Origin of the sequence: Xanthomonas sp. 1678 (genome assembly GCF_031455575.1) — a bacterium.
Taxonomy (GTDB): domain Bacteria; phylum Pseudomonadota; class Gammaproteobacteria; order Xanthomonadales; family Xanthomonadaceae; genus Xanthomonas_A.
The window spans coordinates 273,089-292,704 of record NZ_JAVDSZ010000006.1 but is presented as its reverse complement, the minus strand read 5'-3'; the positions used below and the strand labels follow the sequence as shown (position 1 = coordinate 292,704).

At 69.4% G+C, this 19,616-nt stretch carries 15 protein-coding genes and 2 pseudogenes; 10 read left to right on the top strand and 7 right to left on the bottom strand.

What is annotated here, in order from left to right:
• Positions 1–115: 115 nt before the first annotated feature.
• Positions 116–1,675 (bottom strand): phospholipase D family protein, encoded by a 1,560-nt coding sequence (locus tag J2Y70_RS13390; RefSeq protein WP_309918311.1) that lies wholly within the window; start codon positions 1,673–1,675, stop codon positions 116–118.
• 88 nt (positions 1,676–1,763) lie between these two features.
• Positions 1,764–2,594: an AraC family transcriptional regulator gene (locus J2Y70_RS13385; protein ID WP_263395161.1), complete on the bottom strand. Its 831-nt coding sequence runs from the start codon at positions 2,592–2,594 to the stop codon at positions 1,764–1,766.
• A 192-nt stretch (positions 2,595–2,786) separates the two neighbouring features.
• On the opposite strand from J2Y70_RS13385, the gene J2Y70_RS13380 reads away from it, so the two are divergent.
• Both J2Y70_RS13380 and J2Y70_RS13375 read left to right on the top strand, forming a co-directional pair.
• Positions 2,787–4,187 carry an MFS transporter gene (locus J2Y70_RS13380; RefSeq protein ID WP_309918307.1) on the top strand — a complete coding sequence of 467 codons (1,401 nt, stop codon included), beginning with the start codon at positions 2,787–2,789 and terminating at the stop codon, positions 4,185–4,187.
• 43 nt (positions 4,188–4,230) lie between these two features.
• On the top strand, positions 4,231–6,225 hold the full coding sequence (locus tag J2Y70_RS13375) for a beta-L-arabinofuranosidase domain-containing protein (RefSeq protein ID WP_309918304.1): 1,995 nt from the start codon (positions 4,231–4,233) through the stop codon (positions 6,223–6,225).
• A 25-nt stretch (positions 6,226–6,250) separates the two neighbouring features.
• On the opposite strand, the gene J2Y70_RS13370 is transcribed toward J2Y70_RS13375, so the two are convergent.
• Positions 6,251–6,511, bottom strand: coding sequence for a hypothetical protein (locus J2Y70_RS13370; protein ID WP_309918300.1), 261 nt, complete (start codon positions 6,509–6,511; stop codon positions 6,251–6,253).
• Positions 6,512–6,547: 36 nt separating this feature from the next.
• Positions 6,548–7,297, bottom strand: coding sequence for a 2,3-diphosphoglycerate-dependent phosphoglycerate mutase (gene gpmA, locus J2Y70_RS13365; protein WP_263395165.1), 750 nt, complete (start codon positions 7,295–7,297; stop codon positions 6,548–6,550).
• A 287-nt stretch (positions 7,298–7,584) separates the two neighbouring features.
• Between gpmA and nfi the strand changes: the two genes are divergently transcribed.
• The 4 genes from nfi (at position 7,585) to J2Y70_RS13345 (ending at position 11,001) form a co-directional block, all read left to right on the top strand.
• On the top strand, positions 7,585–8,295 hold the full coding sequence (gene nfi, locus J2Y70_RS13360; protein ID WP_309918296.1) for a deoxyribonuclease V: 711 nt from the start codon (positions 7,585–7,587) through the stop codon (positions 8,293–8,295).
• A 127-nt stretch (positions 8,296–8,422) separates the two neighbouring features.
• On the top strand, positions 8,423–9,292 hold the full coding sequence (locus J2Y70_RS13355; protein ID WP_309918293.1) for a pirin family protein: 870 nt from the start codon (positions 8,423–8,425) through the stop codon (positions 9,290–9,292).
• A gap of 151 nt (positions 9,293–9,443) precedes the next feature.
• Positions 9,444–10,160: an aquaporin Z gene (gene aqpZ / locus J2Y70_RS13350; protein ID WP_206234888.1), complete on the top strand. Its 717-nt coding sequence runs from the start codon at positions 9,444–9,446 to the stop codon at positions 10,158–10,160.
• Between the two features lie 370 nt (positions 10,161–10,530).
• Positions 10,531–11,001, top strand: a complete 471-nt coding sequence (locus J2Y70_RS13345) for a hypothetical protein (RefSeq protein ID WP_309918289.1) — start codon at positions 10,531–10,533, stop codon at positions 10,999–11,001.
• A gap of 128 nt (positions 11,002–11,129) precedes the next feature.
• On the opposite strand, the gene J2Y70_RS13340 is transcribed toward J2Y70_RS13345, so the two are convergent.
• On the bottom strand, positions 11,130–11,990 hold the full coding sequence (locus tag J2Y70_RS13340) for a pirin family protein (protein WP_309918286.1): 861 nt from the start codon (positions 11,988–11,990) through the stop codon (positions 11,130–11,132).
• 838 nt (positions 11,991–12,828) lie between these two features.
• On the opposite strand from J2Y70_RS13340, the gene J2Y70_RS13335 reads away from it, so the two are divergent.
• Both J2Y70_RS13335 and J2Y70_RS13330 read left to right on the top strand, forming a co-directional pair.
• Positions 12,829–14,901: a carbon starvation CstA family protein gene (locus J2Y70_RS13335; protein ID WP_309918282.1), complete on the top strand. Its 2,073-nt coding sequence runs from the start codon at positions 12,829–12,831 to the stop codon at positions 14,899–14,901.
• A complete protein-coding gene (locus tag J2Y70_RS13330; RefSeq protein WP_064539465.1) occupies positions 14,901–15,125 on the top strand; it encodes a YbdD/YjiX family protein in 225 nt (74 codons plus the stop codon). The genes J2Y70_RS13335 and J2Y70_RS13330 overlap by 1 nt, the downstream gene beginning before the upstream one ends.
• A 341-nt stretch (positions 15,126–15,466) precedes the next feature.
• On the opposite strand, the gene J2Y70_RS13325 is transcribed toward J2Y70_RS13330, so the two are convergent.
• On the bottom strand, positions 15,467–16,153 hold the full coding sequence (locus J2Y70_RS13325) for an HAD-IA family hydrolase (RefSeq protein WP_309918279.1): 687 nt from the start codon (positions 16,151–16,153) through the stop codon (positions 15,467–15,469).
• A gap of 335 nt (positions 16,154–16,488) precedes the next feature.
• On the opposite strand from J2Y70_RS13325, the gene J2Y70_RS13320 reads away from it, so the two are divergent.
• Positions 16,489–17,256: an ankyrin repeat domain-containing protein gene (locus J2Y70_RS13320; RefSeq protein WP_263395172.1), complete on the top strand. Its 768-nt coding sequence runs from the start codon at positions 16,489–16,491 to the stop codon at positions 17,254–17,256.
• 34 nt (positions 17,257–17,290) lie between these two features.
• Positions 17,291–18,472: pseudogene (locus J2Y70_RS13315) on the top strand (XVIPCD domain-containing protein); the annotation flags it as partial.
• Here J2Y70_RS13315 and J2Y70_RS13310 read toward each other — a convergent pair.
• A pseudogene (locus tag J2Y70_RS13310) lies at positions 18,461–19,588 on the bottom strand (DUF819 domain-containing protein); the annotation flags it as partial. The pseudogenes J2Y70_RS13315 and J2Y70_RS13310 overlap by 12 nt on opposite strands.
• Positions 19,589–19,616: the final 28 nt, after the last annotated feature.

The following is a 19,616-nucleotide window of genomic DNA, read 5'->3' as shown; positions in this document are numbered from 1 at the left end:
GCACAAGTACCTGCGATGGCTCAATGCCATTGCTCGAGACCAGGCGCCTTACGCTCCTCCGGAGATCGCTTCTGCATGACAGTTGACTCCTACAATTTCGCTGCGGTCCGTGCCGCTACAACTGCGACTCCACCGGCAACCAGCCGATCACCCGCGCCGCGGCGCGGCGCCAGAGGCCCGCTTCCGGCTCGCGCTCCCAGCTGCGCGGCGGCTGCGCCGCGTCGTCGTGCCAGCGCAGCGCACCGTCCTGCAGCGCCAGCCGGTAGCTCACCGGCGCCGACACCTTGGCCCGGTACAGCCGCTCCAGTTCGGCCGCCGTGGCGCGATCGCGGAACAGCAGGCCCATCTCGGTATTGAGGTTCATCGAGCGCGGGTCGAGATTGAACGAGCCGATGAACCCTTCGTCGCCATCGACCACGAAGGCCTTGGTGTGCAGGCTGGCGCCGCTGGAGCCGAACAGGCTGCCGCCCGGATCGCCCTCGGGCTTGAGCTCGAACAGGGCCACGCCCTGGCGCAGCAACGGCACCCGGTAGCCGGCATAGCCGCCATGCACGGCGACCACGTCGTTGGCCGCCAGCGAATTGGTCAGCACGCCGACCGCGACCCCGCGCTGGCGCAGCTGGCCGATCCAGCGCATGCCGTCGTCGCCCGGCACGAAGTACGGCGAGATCAGCGCCAGCTCGCGCTGCGCGCGCGCCATCTCGCCGACCAGCAGCGGCGTCATCCAGTCGGCGCGCGGCGGCGCGCCTTCGGCCTTCTCCGGCGGGTCGGAAACGATCCTGGCCTCGGCGCTCCAATGGATCGGACGCTCGCCCTCGAGCAGGTTGCGCACGCTCGGCGAACGGCGCAGGCGTTGCGCGTAGGGGTGCGCCCGCGCCGAGCCCAGGCCGGCATCGATGCTGGCGCGCAGCCTGGGCAGCGCGTCCGGCTCGGCCTGCACCAGCGCGCCGAGCGGCACCGCGGTGCGGCTGTTCCAGTAGGCGTCGAAGATCTGCGTGGCCTGCGCCACCGCCGGCCCGACCACGGAGACATCGGTGTCCATGAAGTTGGTGTCGCGCGAGGCATCGAAGTATTCGTCGCCGACGTTGCGCCCGCCGACCACCGCCATGCGCCCGTCGGCGATCCAGGCCTTGTTGTGCATGCGCCGGTTGACGCTGAAGAAGCGCAGCACCAGCTCCACCCCGCGCATCAGCGTGCCTTCGCGGGCGCGGGTCGGGTTGAACAGGCGCACCTCGATCAGCGGGTGGCTGTCCAGCGCGGCCAGCACCGAATTGCTGCCGTGCACGTTCATGTCGTCCAGCAGCAGGCGCACGCGCACGCCGCGGTCGGCGGCGCGCAGCAGTTCGTTGTAGAGCAGGTTGCCGGTGAAGTCCGGATGCCAGATGTAGTACTGCAGGTCCAGGCTGCGCCCGGCCGCGCGCGCGGCCACCGCGCGCACCGCGAACGCCTCGACGTTGTCGGACAGGATCACCATGCCGCTTTGCCCGGCATGGGCCGCGGTCAGCGGCGCCACCACGCGGTCGATCGGGGTGTGCACCACGCTTGCCGGCAGCGCATGGCTGGCCGGGCCGCGAACGCGGTCGGCGAAGCGGCCGTAGAAGTACAACGCCGCCAGCGAGGCCAGGACCAGCCCGGCCAGGGCGATGCCGCTCCGCTTCAACACCTTCTTCTTCATTCGCGCACGTCCCCGGGAAGTCGGCGCAGTGTAGGCAATGCGGTGTGTAGATAGCCGTGCGGTTCGGCGGCAGCGAGCGTTCGCGCGCTCAGCCCGAGTTGATGTGCTCCTTGCAGTACAGCCGCCGGTAGGCGGTCGGGGTCATGCCCAGGCGCTGGCGGAAGATGCGGCGGAAGTAGCCGCCGTCGCTGAAGCCGGCGCGCTGCGCCACCTCGTCGACGCCGCAGGTGTTCACCAGCAGCAGCTTCTCGGCGAAGGCGATACGCTGGCGATGGATCGCCTCGGTCAGCGTGGTGCCGAACGCACGGCGGTAGATGCGCCCCAGGTAGTCCGGATTGCAGTGCAGCTGCGCGGCCAGCGTGGAGGCGTTGAGCGCGGTGTGGAACTGGGTGCCGATCAGCTGTTTGGCGCGGTACGCCAGCGCCACGCCGGCGCGGTCGGAGTCGTGCGGGTCGGGCCAGGCGCCGGCCACGCATTGCAGCATCGACAGCACGATCGGCTCCAGCATCGGCAGCGTGCGCCGCTCCTCCTGCTCGCCGAGGAACCAGCGGAACAGGCCGACGAAGCGCTCCGGATCGCGGATCGCGGTGCGTTGCGGCATCGACAGCAGGGTCGCCTCGGCGGATGCGGCGGCGGCCGCCGCCACATCCGCCGCCAGTTCGAAATGCACCCAGTAGAAGCGCAGGTCGTCGGCGAAGCGGCCCAGGCCGGCATGCTCGCGGCCCGGCCACAGCAGCAGGGTCTCGCCGGGGCCGATATGGAAGTCGCTGTCCTGCTCGCGGATCGACAAGGTGCCGCGTTCGACGAAGATCAGTTCGTAGGACTGGATCACCCGCGTCGGATGCGCGCCGAGCCCGCGGGAAATGAACAGGCCGCCGTTCTGGACCCGGATCGGATAGGCGACTGCGAGTTCGAGCATGTCGGAAACGTCTCCCCTGTCGCGCCTCACGCTGCATTGCAGCAAATAACGCACGCTGCGACCGTCCGCGGCCACAGCATCGCGCAGGTCGGAATCGTACCGTTTTTATACTGCGCAGGCTCTTGTTCCGTTGCCGGCGGCATGCGACGTTTGCCGGGCGCCGCACTCCGCGCCCCGCAAGGAACCGTTCCGTTGAATGCGACCGCCGTTGGTCCCGTTGCCGCAGGCGCCGAACAGGCCGCCGCGCACAAACTCTCGCGCCTGGAAAAGTTCGGCTATGGCCTGGGCGATGCCGGCGGCACCATCGTCACCTGCCTGATCGCCAATTTCCTCACGTTCTTCTACACCGACGTGTTCGGGCTGACCCCGGCGCTGGTCGGCACCCTGTTCACCGTGCTGCGCATCGCCGACGCGGTGTCCGACCCGTTGATGGGCGTGCTCGCCGACCGCACCCGCAGCCGCTGGGGCCGCTTCCGCGGCTGGCAGCTGTGGATCGCGCTGCCGATCGGCATCGCCTGCGTGCTGACCTTCAGCACCCCGCAACTGGGCTACGCGGCCAAGGTCGCCTACGCCTTCGCCAGCTACTTCCTGCTGTCGCTGTGCTACACCGCGATCAACGTGCCGTATTGCGCGCTGATCAACAGCATGACCGGCGACCATCGCGAAGTGGTGTCGGCGCAGTCGTGGCGCTTCGTGCTGTGCGGCATCGCCGGCTTCCTGGTCTCGGTCGGCCTGCCGTGGCTGGTGCGGGTACTCGGCGACGGCGATGTCGCGCGCGGCTACCAGCTCGGCGTGGGCCTGCTCAGCCTGCTGGCGGTGGCGATGTTCCTGTGCTGCTTCTTCGCCGTGCGCGAGCGCGTGCCGGTCAGCCTGCTCGGCGAGGCGGGCATCGGCCAGCACCTGCGCGGGCTGCTGCGCAACGACCAGATGCGGCTGGTGCTGCTGATGTCGTTCCTGCTGATCAACGTGTTCAACATCCGCGGCGGCGGCTACCTGTACTTCATCACCTACGTGCTCGGCGGCAGCCCCGGCTACGCCTCGCTGTTCTTCGCGATGGTGGCGCTGGCCACGGTGCTGGGCGCGATCGTGGTCAACGCGCTGTGCCGCCGCTTCGATCCGCTGGCGCTGTACCTGCACACCAACCTGGCGCTGGCGGTGCTGGGCGTGCTGCAGTGGTGGATGCCCACCGGCCCGGCGCAGCAGACGCTGTGGCTGGGGCTGATCTTCGTCAACTGCCTGGTGCTGGGCTTTGCGCTGCCGCTGCACTTCTCGATCATGGCCTTCGCCGACGACTACGGCGCCTGGAAGAACCGGGTGCGCTCTTCCGGCATCAATTTCGCCTTCAACCTGTTCTGCATCAAGCTGGCCTGGGCCTCGAGCGCGGTGGTGATCAGCTACCTGTTCGTGCGCGTGGGCTACCGCGCCGGCGCCGAACACCAGACCGCCGCCTCGCTGCAGGCGATCACCCTGCTGGAAACGCTGATTCCCGCGGCCATCCACCTGCTGCTGGCCGCGGTGATCTACCGCTGCCGCCTGCGCCGGCCGCTGCTGGCCGAGGTCGCCGCCGACCTGGCCGCGCGCCCGGTGCACTGACGCCCTTCCCTCTCCCTCTCTCCTCCCCAGGATCATCGCCTCCATGCCGCTTTCGCTCGCCCCGCCGCCCGAACTCCCGCTCGACCGCCTGCGCATCGCCGATCCGTTCTGGCAGCGCTACCAGCGCCTGGTGCAGGAGGTGGTGCTGCCCTACCAGTGGGACGCGCTCAACGACAACGTCGCCGACGCCGAGCCCAGCCACGCGATCGAGAACTTCCGCATCGCCGCCGGCCGCAGCGACGGCGCGTTCTACGGCATGGTGTTCCAGGACAGCGACGTGGCCAAGTGGCTGGAAGCGGTGGCCTACCTGCTCGCGCAGCATCCCGATCCGGCGCTGGAACGCGATGCCGACGCCACCATCGAGCTGATCGGCGCCGCGCAACAGGCCGACGGCTACCTCAACACCTATTTCACGGTGAAGGCGCCGGAGCAGCGCTGGACCAATCTTGCCGAATGCCACGAGCTGTATTGCGCCGGGCACATGATCGAGGCCGGCGTCGCCTACCACCAGGCCACCGGCAAGCGCGCGTTGCTGGACATCGTGTGCCGGCTCGCCGACCACATCGATGCCACGTTCGGCCCCGGTCCGGAGCAATTGCACGGCTACCCGGGACATCCGGAGATCGAACTGGCCTTGATGCGCCTGTACGAAGCCACCGGCGAGCCGCGCTATCTCGCGCTGACCCGCTACTTCGTCGAGCAGCGCGGCCGCACTCCGCACTACTACGACGAGGAATACGAAAAGCGCGGCCGCAGCTTTTTCTGGGGCGGCCACGGGCCGGCGTGGATGATCGAGGACAAGGCCTATAGCCAGGCGCACGTGCCGGTTGCGCTGCAGACCACCGCGATCGGCCATGCGGTGCGCTTCGTCTACCTGTACGCCGGCGTGGCGCATCTGGCGCGGCACAGCGGCGATGCGCAGCTGCGTGCGACCTGCGAGCGGCTGTGGGAGAACACCACCCAGCGGCAGCTGTACCTCACCGGCGCGATCGGCGCGCAGAGCTACGGCGAGGCGTTCAGCGTCGACTACGACCTGCCCAACGACACCGCCTACAACGAGAGCTGCGCCTCGATCGGGCTGATGATGTTCGCCAACCGCATGCTGCAGCTGGCGCCGGACAGCCGCTACGCCGACGTGATGGAGCGCGCGCTGTACAACACGGTGCTGGCCGGCATGGCGCTGGACGGGCGCCACTTCTTCTACGTCAATCCGCTGGAAGTGCATCCGCCCACCGTGCACGGCAACCACGGCTTCGACCACGTCAAGCCGGTGCGCCAGCGCTGGTTCGGCTGCGCCTGCTGCCCGCCGAACATCGCCCGCGTGCTGACCTCGCTCGGCCACTACATCTACACCCGCCGCGACGACACGCTCTACGTGAACCTGTACGTCGGCAGCGATGCGGCCTTCGACGTGGACGGGCAGACACTGACCCTGCGCCAGCGCGGCGACTATCCGTGGCAGGAGCAGGTCGAACTGAGCATGGATTGCGAGGCCCCGGTCGAGGCCGCGCTGGCGCTGCGCCTGCCGGACTGGTGCCGCGCGCCGCAGCTGCGGCTCAACGGCGAAGCGGTCGCGATCCACGCGCACCTGCAGCACGGCTACTGCGTGCTGCGCCGGCGCTGGCAGCGCGGCGACACCCTGCAGTTGCACTTGCCGATGCCGGTGATGCGGGTCAGCGCGCATCCGCGCGTGCGCCATCTGGCCGGCAAGGTCGCGCTGCAACGCGGGCCGCTGGTGTACTGCCTGGAGCAGGCCGACAACGGCGCGCAACTGCATCAGCTACGCCTGCCCGCCGGTGCGGCGATCCGCACCGAACCCGGCAGCGGCACCCTGGCCGGCCAGGTGCTGCTGCAAGCCGAGGGCGAACGCCTGCACGGCTACGACGATGCCCAGGCCGACGCCTTGCCGCTGTACCGCTACGACGCGCCGCCGGCATCGCGGCAGGCGCAGACCCTGACCTTCGTGCCCTATTTCGCCTGGGCCAACCGCGGCGAAGGCGAGATGCGGGTGTGGGTGGACGAACGCGGCGACGGCTGAGGCCGCTCGCCAGCGCGCGACGCGCTCACAGATCCGCGAGGATCTGCTCGCGCCGGTGTGCGTATTCCGCCTGATCGATCAGGCCCTGCGTACGCAATGCCTCGAGCGCGCGCAGCCGCGCTTCCACCGATGCCGCGGGCGGCAGCGGCGGCGGCGCAGCGGCGCGCTGGGACATTCGTGCACGCCGGTCCGCGCGCATGGCCAACCACACCGCCACTAAGACCAGCACCGGCAGCGCCAGCACCACCAACAGAATCACCAAGTGCCAGACACTGAACGCGAACATCCCATCCTCCTTGATGCGGCGCGCACCGTGCGCGCGTTACTTGGCCTTGCCCTGGTTGGCCACGGCCTCGGCCGCCTTCTTCGCCGCTTCCGGATCGCCGAGATAGCGGTAGGACTGCACCAGCAACGCATCGTCCAGTTCGAACAGCAGCGGGATGCCGGTGGGGATGTTGAGCTCCAGGATTTCTTCGCGCGACACGCCGTTCAAGTACTTGTACAGCGCGCGCAGCGAGTTGCCGTGCGCGGTGACCAGCACGGTCTGCCCGGCCTTCAGCTGCGGCGCGATCGCGTCGTGCCAGTACGGCAGCACGCGCTCAAGCGTGGTCGCCAGCGACTCGGTGGCCGGCAGCGCGTTGCGGTCGAGCGTGGCGTAGCGGCGGTCGTGCAGCGGGTGGCCCGGGTCCTCGGCGTCCATCGGCGGCGGCGGGATGTCGTAGGAACGGCGCCAGATCTTGACCTGCTCCTCGCCGTGCTTGGCCGCGGTCTCGGCCTTGTCCAGGCCCTGCAGGCCGCCGTAGTGGCGCTCGTTGAGGCGCCAGCTCTTGTGCACCGGCAGCCAGTCCTGGTCCAGTTCCTTCAGCGCGCCCTGCAGGGTGTGGATGGCGCGCTTGAGCACCGAGGTGTGCGCCACGTCGAACTGCAGCCCCTCCTCGCGCATCAGGCGGCCGGCGGCCACGGCTTCCTGGCGGCCTTGTTCGGTGAGCTCCACGTCCACCCAGCCGGTGAAGCGGTTATCCAGGTTCCACTGGCTCTGGCCATGGCGCAACAGTACGAGTTTGCGGGTCACTGCGACGGTCTCCGTTGGGGGGATGCAAGGGTCGTGCGGCCCTGGATTGTAGCGGGATCGCCGTAAGCGGTGCCGTGGCGGCCGCAGCGCGGATCCACCAAAGCGTTTCGATCCGGATCGATGTCACTTGTGGGAGCGACTTCAGTTGCGACAGGCGTTACCGGGAATGCCCGTCGCGACTGAAGTCGCTCCCACAACGCTTCGCCATCTGCAAATACCCGAGCCATACCCGAGCGACGGCGCAGACCTGCACGCCACAGCCACGATCACCGCGCGATCATCGCCACATGGACACTTCTTCGCACACGGTCTTCGGCGACTGGGACGGCAGCGTCGTGCAGGCGCGCGCACTGCAGGCCACGCTGGCCAAACAGGTGCGCTTGCACGACGAGGTGCCGGACCCGCCGCGCTGGCTGGCCGGGTTCGACGTCGGCTTCGAGGACGAAGGCCGCATCACCCGCGCCGCCGCGGTGCTGATCGACGCCGACACTCTGCAGCCGCAGCAAGCCGAGATCGCCCGCGTGCCGACTTCGATGCCCTACGTGCCGGGCCTGCTGAGCTTCCGCGAACTGCCGGCGCTGCTAGCGGCGCTGGCGCTGCTGCGGCAGCGCCCGGACCTGGTGTTCGTCGACGGCCAGGGCATCGCTCATCCGCGCCGGCTCGGCATCGCCGCGCACTTCGGCGTGGTCACCGGCCTGCCCAGCATCGGCGTGGCGAAGAAGCTGCTGGCCGGGCGCTACGACGAACCCGGGCCGCAGGCCGGCGACCACAGCCCGATCGTGCATCGCGGCGACACCGTCGGCTGGGCGCTGCGTAGCAAGCCGCGCTGCAATCCGTTGATCGTCTCGCCCGGCCACCGCGTGGCGGTGGACAGCGCGCTGGACTGGACCCAGCGCTACCTGCGCGGCTACCGCCTGCCGGAGCCGACCCGCCTGGCCGACCGCCTGGCCTCGCGCCGCGGCGAGGTCGCGATCCCGACGCAGCCCGGGCTGCTGTAGCCCCGGCGCGACGTGCGCAGGCCGCGGCGCCCCGGCGCACGGCGGAACGTTGCGTTTTGCCAGCACCCGGGCGCCCTGCCGCGGCGGCGTGCGAAGCTTGCATCCCCGTTCGCCGCGAGTGCCCGCCATGCCCACCCTGATCGCCCCCCGCGTCCACGACATCGGCGGTTTCCAAGTGCGCCGCGCGGTGCCCAGCCTGCAGGCGCGCAGCGTCGGCCCGTTCGTGTTCATCGACCACATGGGCCCGGCGATCTTCGAACCCGGCCACGGCGTCGACGTGCGCCCGCATCCGCATATCGGCCTGGCCACGGTGACCTTCCTGTGGTCCGGCGAGATCGGCCACCGCGACACGCTCGGCTCGGACCAGGTGATCCGCGCCGGCGACGTCAACTGGATGACCGCCGGGCGCGGCATCGCCCATTCCGAACGCACGCCGTCGCCGCTGCGCGCGCAGCCGCACCCGCTGCACGGCATGCAGACCTGGGTGGCGCTGCCGAAGTCGGCCGAGGAAACCGCGCCGGCGTTCTACCACCACGCCGCCGCCAGCCTGCCGCAGCAGCGCCGCGACGGGGTGTGGCTGCGGGTGATCGCCGGCCGCGCCTACGGCGAGGAATCGCCGGTCAAGGTGTTCGCCGACACGCTGAACGTGGCGTTGGACCTGGATGCGGACGCGGAGATCGACCTGGACACCGGCCACGTGCAGCGCTCGCTGTATGTGCTGGAGGGCGAGGCGCAACTGGACTGCGTGGACATTCCCGCGCGCTACCTGGTGTTGCCCGAACCCGGCGCGCGCGGCCGGCTGCGCGCCAAGACGCCGCTGAAGGCGATGCTGATGGGCGGCGAACCGCTGGACGGGCCCCGCCACCTGTGGTGGAACTTCGTCTCCAGCTCCACCGAGCGCATCGAGCAGGCCAAGCGCGACTGGCAAGAAGGCCGCTTCGGCCTGATCCCCGGCGACGACCAGGAATTCATTCCGCTGCCCGAGCCTGGCAAGTAAGGGCTGCCGGCACGCCCGGCCGCCGCCGCGTCCGCAGCGGCGACCGTGGCCGTGCATGATTGCGGCACAAACGTTGAACTGAGACCGTCCGCACTATTCAATGGCGGAACCGCCCACACCGGGCGGCGCCTTTCATGACACGGAGCTTGTTATGTCAATGACCAAACGCCTGACGGCGGAATTTCTCGGTACGTTCTGGCTGGTACTCGGCGGCTGCGGCAGCGCGGTGCTCGCCGCCAAGTTCGGCGGCGACGGCAACCCCCTGGGTATCGGCCTGCTCGGGGTCGCGCTGGCGTTCGGCCTGACCGTGCTGACCGGAGCGTACGCGTTCGGCCATATTTCCGGCGGCCATTTCAACCCGGCGGTCAGCCTCGGCCTGTGCGCCGGTGGACGCTTCCCCATGGCCGACGTGCTGCCCTACGTGGTGGCGCAGGTGGCCGGCGCGATCGTGGCCGGATTCGTCTTGCTGCAGATCGCCCAGGGCGCGCCCGGCTTCGCGATCGATCCGGGCCAGGCCGGCGCATTCGCCAGCAATGGATACGGCGCGTTGTCGCCCGGGGGCTATTCGCTGGTTGCCGCCCTGCTGTGCGAAGTGGTGCTCACCGCAGTGTTCCTGCTGGTCATCATGGGCGCGACCCACCAGAACGCACCGGCCGGATTCGCCCCGATCGCGATCGGCCTGGCGCTGACCCTGATCCACCTGATCAGCATCCCGGTGACCAACACGTCGGTCAATCCGGCCCGTTCGACCGGCGTGGCGCTATTCGCCGGCAGCGGCGCGATCGGCCAGCTCTGGCTGTTCTGGGTCGCCCCGCTGCTCGGCGGCGTGATCGGTGGCGCGCTCTACCGCGTGCTTGGCAGGCGCTGAACAGCGCACCGCGTCCACGCCGCAATGCCGGCGTGGACGCGGCCGGACATCAGCCCGGCACGCTGCCCGCTGCCGACCGACCCGGGCAATCGCGTCCGCGGCGCGATCGCGGCGTTCGCGGCTCGTAGCGAGGCTTGCGGATCGCGGCAGCCGGATCGGCACGCCAATTGTCAAGTGCCGCCAGCTGGGCTATGGTTCGGACAGCGGCCGGGGCAATTGCAGCCGCACACACCGGGACACGCACTGCGTAGGGGTATGCACTGCACCGATCCCGCAATGCAACGAGGGTGACGTGGCGTGCCGGCCTGCGTGGGCGTGCGCTGAAAAGATCGAGACCGTCGCACTGCGGCGGCGCATGGGGACATCGCGAATGAGGCTTGCAAACTGGCTTACCGGCCCTTTGGTTCTGGCCGCCGTGCTGCCTGCGGCCGCCGCCATGGCGCAGCAGGCGCAGAACTGCCCGCAACTGCCGCCGCAGGCGAAGCTGCAGTGGAACGAGCGCAGCGACAAGGGCTTCATCGTGTGCCGGGCGGTGGCCGCCGACGGCCGCCAGGTGCTGGGCATGATGCTGACCGCGCGCGACCCGAACATCCCGCTGGCGCGCAACCTGCGCGAAGAGAAAGGCAGCATCGCCGGCGAGAGCATGCACTGGTACCGGCCCGACCTGGGCGGCGTCGACGCCCCCGGCCTGGCCTCGCGTCGCGTCACCGTGGTCGAGCTGGGCAAGGACCACTACGCGCAGGTTTGGATCGACGCCGGCGACGTGCAGGAGCTGCAATCGCTGCAGTCGCTGGTGCAGGGCCTGGACATGAGTCCGACCCGGCTGGCGCTGGATCGCTGATTATCGGTGCAGCCCCTTTGTAGGAGCGGCTTCAGCCGCGACCGGGCATTACCGGTAAAGCCCGGTCGCGGCTGAAGCCGCTCCTACAGGTACAGGGTTTCATGGCGCGTTGATCGACAGCCCGGCCGCTAGAACCGCCCTTCCTGGAAATCCACGAACGCCTGCATCAGCTCTTCGCGCGTGTTCATCACGAACGGCCCGTGCCGCGCCACCGGCTCGCGCAGCGGCCGCCCGGCCACCAGGATCAGCCGCGCGCCGGCGTTGCCCGCCTGCAGCTGCAGCAGGTCGCCGCCGCCGAGCACGGCCAGGGTCTGCGCCGGCAGTGCGCGCATGGCCTCACCCTCGCCCACCGCCGCCGCGCCCTCGTAGGCATAGGCGAACGCGTTGTGCCCGTCCGGCAGCAGGAAGTCCCAGCGCGCGTCGGCGTCGAGCGCGATGTCCAGATACAGCGGATCGGTGGCCGGCTGCGCGATCGGCCCGTGCACGTCGCCGACCTGGCCGGCGATCACCTTGACCGTCACCCCCGACGCCGGCTGCGCCAGCGGAATGCGCTCGGGCGCGAACTCCTGGTAGCGCGGCGCGGTCATCTTGTCGCGCGCCGGCAGGTTCACCCACAGCTGGAAGCCGCGCATGCGCCCGGACTCCTGTTCCGGCATCTCCGAATGCACCAGGCCGCGGCCGGCGGTCATCCACTGCACGCTGCCCGGGGTCAGCAGGCCCTCGTTGCCGTGGTTGTCCTTGTGCCGCATGCGCCCGTCGAGCATGTAGGTGACGGTCTCGAAACCGCGGTGCGGATGGCTGGGGAAGCCGCCGATGTAGTCCTCGGCGCGGTCGGTGCCGAATTCGTCCAGCAGCAGGAACGGATCCAGCTCGGGCAGTTCGGCGCCGCCGATGACCCGGGTCAGCTTGACCCCGTCGCCGTCGGCGGTGGCGCGGCCACGGATCGTGCGCACGATGCGCACGGGCGCGGCGGTGGTGGTGTCGGTCATGGCGGCAATCTCCTGATGAAGCACCCGATATGGGCGTGCACACGGCGACGGCCAATCGCGACCGGCGCAACCCATCGTTCCATCGCGGACTTACGCCAGGCCCCTTCGGCCAGCCTGGCGTGCCGGCGCCATGCTGGTGCCGGCCCCACAAGCTCCTGTGGGAGGGACTTCAGTCCCGACTGCAGCCAGCCCGGCGGTTCCATGCCCTGCTCTTCCACCCGATGCCTCGCGCCTGATGCCAATCACGGGCCACCTCGACGCGCGCAGCCTGCATCATCGCCATCGCCAGGACCCGCGCCGATGGCAGCGCACGCCGGTCCAGCACTGCTGCCCTGCCGCCGGCCCTACAAGCTGCTGTGGGAGGGACCTCAGTCCCGACTGCAGCCAGGCCCGACGATTCCACGCCCGGCTCTTCCACCCGATGCCTCGCGCCTGATGCCGGTCACGGGCCACCTCGACGCGCGCAGCCTGCATCATCGCCATCGCCAGGACCCGCGCCGATGGCAGCGCACGCCGGTCCAGCACTGCTGCCCTGGCGCCGACCCTACAAGCCGTTGTGGGAGGGACTTCAGTCCCGACTGCAGCCAGGCCGGCGATTCCACGCCCTGCTCTTCCACCCGCCACCTCGCGCCCGATGCCGATCACGGGCCACCACGACGCGACACAGCCTGCACCTGGTCATCGCCAAGACCTGCGCCGATGCGGCACACGCCGGTCCAGAGCCATCGCCCACGACCGCGGCCTACGACCAAAGTACTAGGGCCACGACGTGTCCCGGGATTGACCCCCCAGGCCATCGGGGCGACCCTTGCCGGAATCTCGTCGGGGAGCGATCTGCATGAAAGGGTTTTCCAAACTGGCCTGGGCCGCGCTCGCGGTGCTGGCGGCGTTCTGCCTGGGCACCATCGCCCTGCGCCGCGGCGAACACATCAACGCGCTGTGGATCGTGGTCGCCGCGGTCTCGATCTACCTGATCGCCTATCGCTTCTACAGCCTGTTCATCGCCACCAAGGTGATGCAGCTCGACCCCACCCGCGCCACCCCGGCGGTGCTCAACAACGACGGCCTGGACTACGTGCCGACCAACAAGCACGTGCTGTTCGGCCACCACTTCGCCGCCATCGCCGGCGCCGGACCACTGGTCGGGCCGGTGCTGGCCGCGCAGATGGGCTACCTACCCGGGCTGCTGTGGCTGGTGGTCGGCGTGGTGTTCGCCGGCGCGGTGCAGGACTTCGTGGTGCTGTTCCTGTCCAGCCGCCGCAACGGCCGCTCGCTCGGCGACCTGGTGCGCGAGGAGATGGGCCAGGTGCCCGGCACCATCGCCCTGTTCGGCGCGTTCCTGATCATGATCATCATCCTGGCGGTGCTGGCGATGGTGGTGGTCAAGGCGCTGGCGGAAAGCCCGTGGGGCATGTTCACGGTGATCGCGACGATGCCGATCGCGATCCTGATGGGCGTGTACATGCGCTACATCCGTCCCGGCAAGATCGGCGAGATCTCGATCGTCGGGCTGATCCTGCTGCTGGCCGCGATCTGGTTCGGCGGCAAGGTCGCCGCCGACCCGACGTGGGGGCCGGCCTTCACCTTCACCGACGTGCAGATCACCTGGATGCTGATCGGCTACGGCTTCGTCGCCTCGGTGCTGCCGGTGTGGCTGCTGCTGGCGCCGCGCGACTACCTGTCCACCTTCCTCAAGATCGGCACCATCATCGCCCTGGCCATCGGCATCCTGGTGGTCATGCCGGACCTGAAGATGCCGGCGCTGACCCAGTACGCGCACAACGGCATGGGCCCGGTGTGGACCGGCGGCATCTTCCCGTTCCTGTTCATCACCATCGCCTGCGGCGCGGTGTCCGGCTTCCATGCGCTGATCTCTTCCGGCACCACGCCCAAGCTGCTCGCCAACGAAGGCCACATGCGCTACATCGGCTACGGCGGCATGCTGATGGAATCGTTCGTCGCGGTGATGGCGCTGGTCGCCGCCTCGATCATCGAACCGGGCGTGTACTTCGCGATGAACGCGCCGGCCTCGATGGTCGGCAGCGACGTCGTCGCAGTCGCGGCGAAAGTCAGCGAATGGGGCTTCGCGATCACTCCCGAAGTGCTCGAGGCCACCGCCCGCGACATCGGCGAGACCACCATCCTGGCCCGCGCCGGCGGCGCCCCGACCCTGGCGGTGGGCATCGCGCAGATCCTGCACCAGTTGCTGCCGGGCGAGGACATGATGGCGTTCTGGTACCACTTCGCGATCCTGTTCGAAGCGCTGTTCATCCTTACCGCGGTCGACGCCGGCACCCGCGCCGGGCGCTTCATGCTGCAGGACCTGCTCGGCAACTTCGTCCCGGCGCTGAAGAGGACCGAGTCGTGGGGCGCCAACATCATCGCCACCGCCGGCTGCGTGGCGCTGTGGGGCTACCTGCTGTACACCGGAGTCAAGGACCCGTACGGCGGCATCCGCACGCTGTGGCCGCTGTTCGGCATCTCCAACCAGATGCTTGCCGGCATCGCGCTGATGCTCGGCACGGTGGTGCTGTTCAAGCTCAAGCGCGACCGCTACGCCTGGGTCACCATCGTGCCGGCGGCGTGGCTGCTGATCTGCACCACCTACGCCGGGCTGATCAAGATCTTCGACCCCAACCCGGCGCAGGGCTTCCTGGCGCAGGCGCACAAGTTCCAGGACGCGATCGCCAGCGGCACCATCACCGCGCCGGCCAAGACGGTGGCGCAGATGCAGCAGATCGTCACCAACGCCTACGTCAACACCGGGCTGACCGCGCTGTTCCTGTTCGTGGTGTTCTCGGTCCTGATCTATGCGGTCAAGACCATCCTCGCCGCGCGCCGCAACCCGCAGCGCAGCGACAAGGAAACGCCTTATGTGGCGCTGCAGCCGCACCAGATGGCGGACCTGTGATGAGCAACGACCTGGTCCCGGTCGGCCAGTACCAGGCACACCGCCGGCTGTGGCGGCGCCTGGTGCAGACCGCGCGGCTGTGCTGCGGCATTCCCGACTACGACAACTACGTGCGCCACGTGCTGGAGAAACATCCAGACCGGCAACCGATGGACTACAAGACCTTCTTCCGCGAGCGCCAGGAAGCGCGCTATGGCGGCAAGAGCGGGTTTCGCTGTTGTTGAACGGCCGGGATTCGGGATTCGGGATTTGGGATTTGGGATTGGCAACGGCGGGAGCGCGGTGCCTGAGGGCATCGCGGCCGAGGAAGGCACGTCATGTCGCTTCGGTGCGTGAGCGCGCGCTCCGACATGCTTCGAACACGTGCTGACCCGTGTAGGAGCGACTTCAGTCGCGACAGGCAGCACAGAGAAGACGCGCGCCACTGATGGCGCAATGCTGTCCGGAGCCGCTCTTGCCGTCCGCCACGGTCCACCACGGTCCGCGGCAAGGCTCCAGCGAGCGGGCAGACCCGGCGGTGCGTTTGTATGTCGCGCCACCCGACAGCGCGACCTCCCGATCGAAGCTACGCCGCCGCAGCACGTACCAATTCGGCGTAGATTTCCGGCAACTGCCGCATCCGCTCCATCACCGCGGCCACGCCAAGCTGACGCAGGGTTTCGGCATGGCCCGGCGGGATGTGCGCAGCGCCGGTGAAGCCGATCACGGTCATGCCCGCGGCCAGCGCGGCGCTGGCGCCGGTGGCACTGTCCTCGATCACCAGGCAGCGTTGCGGCGCCACGCCCAGGGTATGGGCGGCCAACAGATACACGTCCGGCGCCGGCTTCGGCCGCGCCACCATGTCGGCGCTGAAGACGTTGCCGCCGACGCGCTCGGTGAGCCCGGCGCGCGCCACCGAGGCGACCACGCTGTGGCGCTGGCTGTTGGAGGCGACCGCCAGCGGCAGCGCGATCGCGAGCAGGGCCTCGCGCACGTCCGCGATCGGCTGCACCTCGGCGGCGATCAGCGCCTCGGAGCGCTGGCGGATGTCGTCGAACAATCCCGGCGGCAGCGCCACCGCGAAATGCCGCTGCACGCGCTCGACGATCTCGTCGGCGGTCTGGCCGAAGCTGCCGGCCAGGAAGCGCTCCAGCTCCGCCCGCGGCACATAAGCGCCCAGGGCCTCAAGCATGACCCGGTCGGCCAGCACCTCGCTGTCGACGAGCACGCCGTCGCAGTCGCTGATCAGCAGGTCGAAGGGGGTCGCGGTCATCGCCAGGCTCCTCTTGCAAACCCGCATTATGCCGGCCTGCGCATGTACGCCACCGTGCTCGCGGCGCCGCCAACGCGTGTCTGCAGCGTACGGCGCGCGCCGCACAGGCATGCGCACCGGGTCGTGGGACCGATCTGGGGCCCCGCGACCGGCGTGCGCGCGCCGACCGCATTTCCAGATCAATCGGCGCTTCACCGCATACAGCCGCGATTTCCGCCACGCCGCCGCTGTAACAAAACCTTACCGAATCGGCGCAAGGCAGCTGCTAGCATCGGACCGGGACGCGAGGATTGCGTCCCACCGGAACAGGACCGCGAACAGGAAAGGAGCATTCCATGCGCAAGCAGTTCCCCGCCCTGATCGCTCTTGCGACCTCGATGTTCTTCTCGGTCTCATGCGCCGCCACGCCCGGCGCCAAGGAGCAATCTGCCATGTCAGCCACGTTGCAGGATCACTCGGTCGCCTTCCGCGATCCCCGTCTCGCCGACATCGCCGCCGCCGTCGCGCGCGGCGATGCCGCACGTATCGCCACGCTGGCGCCCGGCGTGGATCTGTCCGCGCATGGCGACCAGAACGTCACCCTGCTCGAATGGGCGATCTGGAACGAACAGCCGCTCGCGCTCGGCGCGCTGCTGGACGCCGGCGCCGACCCGTCCGAGCCGGGCATGGACCAGGAAACCGTCGTGCACATGGCGGCGATGGCCAAGGACCCGCAGTACCTGAAGATCCTGCTGCAGCACGGCGCGCCGGTGGATCCGGTCAGCGCGCGCGGCAACTGGACGCCGCTGTTCCGTGCCGTGCAGAGCAAGCGCGACGAACAGATCCAGTTGCTGCTGCAGGCCGGCGCCGATCCGCGCCGGGTCGATGCCAGCGGCAACTCGCTGCTGCACCTGGCCGCGCAGAGCAGCGCCGGCAATCCGTGGGTGCTGAAGCTGCTGCAGGCCGGGGTCGATCCGGGCCTGCGCAACGCGCAGCAGAAGACCTTCCAGGCGTATTTCTTCACCACGCCCGAGCGCCTGCTCAACAGCGCCGCGCAGCAGACCCGCGCCGCCGTGCGCGAGTGGTTGAGCGCCCACGACATCCCACTGGAAGCGACCCGCTGAGGCGGGCTGTCGCACGACACGCAAGGAGCCGCGCATGAGCCAGAACGATCTCTCCGACACCGCCGCATCCGCCCCCTTCGGCGAGGCCGTCCGCGGCCAGCAGCCGCAGGCGGTGGACCGGCAACTCCCCAGCCTGCTGCAGGACCTCTACATCACCGCCGGCCAGCGCCGCGCCGGCGGCGCGGAAACGTTCGCCCCGCTGCCTGACGGCTGGACCCGCATGGACGATGCCGCGGTACAGCGCGCCGGCATCGACCCGAGCATGCTGCACGACGCCAAGAGCGGCTTCGACGCCGCGTTCTACCGCAACGACCAGGGCAACGTGGTACTGGCCTTCTGCGGCACCGACGAAGGCAAGGACTGGAAGCACAACCTCGGCCAGGGCCTGGGCTTTGCCGACGCGCAGTACGCCTCGGCGATCCAGCTCGGCAGCCAGGCCCGGCAGGCGTTCGGCCAGGACCTGATGATCTCCGGGCATTCGCTCGGCGGCGGCCTGGCCGCGGCCTCGGCGATGGTCAACGACGTGCCGGCGGTCACCTACAACGCGGCCGGGGTCAACGACCGCACCCTGGAGCGCGAAGGCCTGGATGCCTCCGCCGCCAAGGACTATGCCGCCGAAGGGCTGATCCGCGGCTACCACGTCAAGAACGAACTGCTGACCCACCTGCAGGAAGACAGCATCCCGTTGAGTTGGGCGATGCCCGACGCCGCCGGCCACCAGATCCAGCTGCCGGATCCGGATCCGCTGTCGTTCGGCCAGCGCCTGATACCCGGCATGATGCTCAAGCATCGCCTGGACCTGCACGGCATCGATTCGGTGATCAAGGCGCAGGAACTCGAGTCGCAGAGCCACGCGCAGACCCAGGACCGCGCGATGCCGACCGGCAGCCGCCTGTTCAACGACGCGGTGGTGCAACTGGACGCGCAGCGCGAGCGGCTCGACCTGCACGACGACCGCGCGTTCCTCAACACCGCCGCCAGCGTCGCCGCGCGCGCGGGCAACGATGGCCTGGAGCGCATCGACACGTTGATGCCCAGCCGCGACGGCGATCGCCTGTTCGCGGTGCAGGGCCGCATCGACGACCCGGCGCACCTGCGCAGCCAGGTGCAGACCGCGGCGGCGGCCAGCGAACCGGCGCAGGCCAACGTCGGCCAGTTGCAGCAGCAGAACCTGCAGGCGCACGTGCCGCAGCAGGAAGAGCAGCAGCGCCGGATGGAACGCGGCCGCCACCACCGGTGCCGAAGCCGGGCCGCCGACGTTGCTCTGCGAGCCGATCGCGAAATAGAAGAACGGCACCCGTAGCAGCTTGCCCAGCGCCAGCAACAGCAGAATGTGCACGCACAGCCAGATCAGGCCGAGCAGGAAGATCCACGGGCGGTCGAACAGCGCCAGCAGATCCATCTGCATGCCGATGCAGGCGATCAGGAAATACAGCAGCAGCGAGCCGATGCGCGAGGCGCCGGCGCCTTCCAAGGTGCGGGCGCGGGTGAAGCTCAGCAGCAGGCCGATGGTGGTCGACAGCACCACCACCCACACGAACGGCGAGCCGAGGCTGAACTGCTTGGCCCAACTGACGTTGGCCGCGAACCACGCCGCGGTCGGCGCCGCGATCGCATGCGCCAGGCCGACCGCACCGAAGGCGATGCCGACGATCAGCATCAGGTCGGTCAGGCTGGCCACGCGCTCGTGCTGCGCCTGGAACTGCGCGATGCGCTGTTTGAGATCGTCGATGCCGCTGGTGTCGGCGCCGCTGCGCGCATCGATCGCCGCCGCGCGCGGGGCGAGGAAGATCAGCAGCGCCATCCACACATAGCCGACGCCGACATCGACCACCGCGAACTGGCCGAAGGTGGTGGCGTCGACCTGGAACACCTCGCGCATCGCCAGCATGTTGGCGCCGCCGCCGATCCAGCTGCCGGCGAGCGCGGCCATGCCGGCCCAGGTATCGCCGGCCACCGTGGCCGGATGCAGCCATTTCATCAACTGGAACGCGACCACCGCGCCGAGCATGATGCTGAAGGACGCGCCCAGGTACATCGCCACCAGCTTCGGCCCCAGGCGCAGGATGCCCTTGAGGTCGACGGTGAGCGTGAGCAGCACCAGCGCCGCCGGCAGCAGCACGTCGCGCGCGACCGGGTCGTACAGGCGATTGTGCTGCCCGTCGATCAGGCCGACGGTGTTGTAGACGCCAGGAATCAGGTAGCACAGCAGCAGCGCCGGCACCACGCCGTAGAAGCGCTTCCAGAACCCGCTCGGCCGCGCGGCGGTCCAGAACACCGCCCCGAGCGTGGCGGCGATCAGGCCGAAGATGACGATGTCGTTGTGGATCATGGGGAATCGGGACCGGGGACCGGGGACC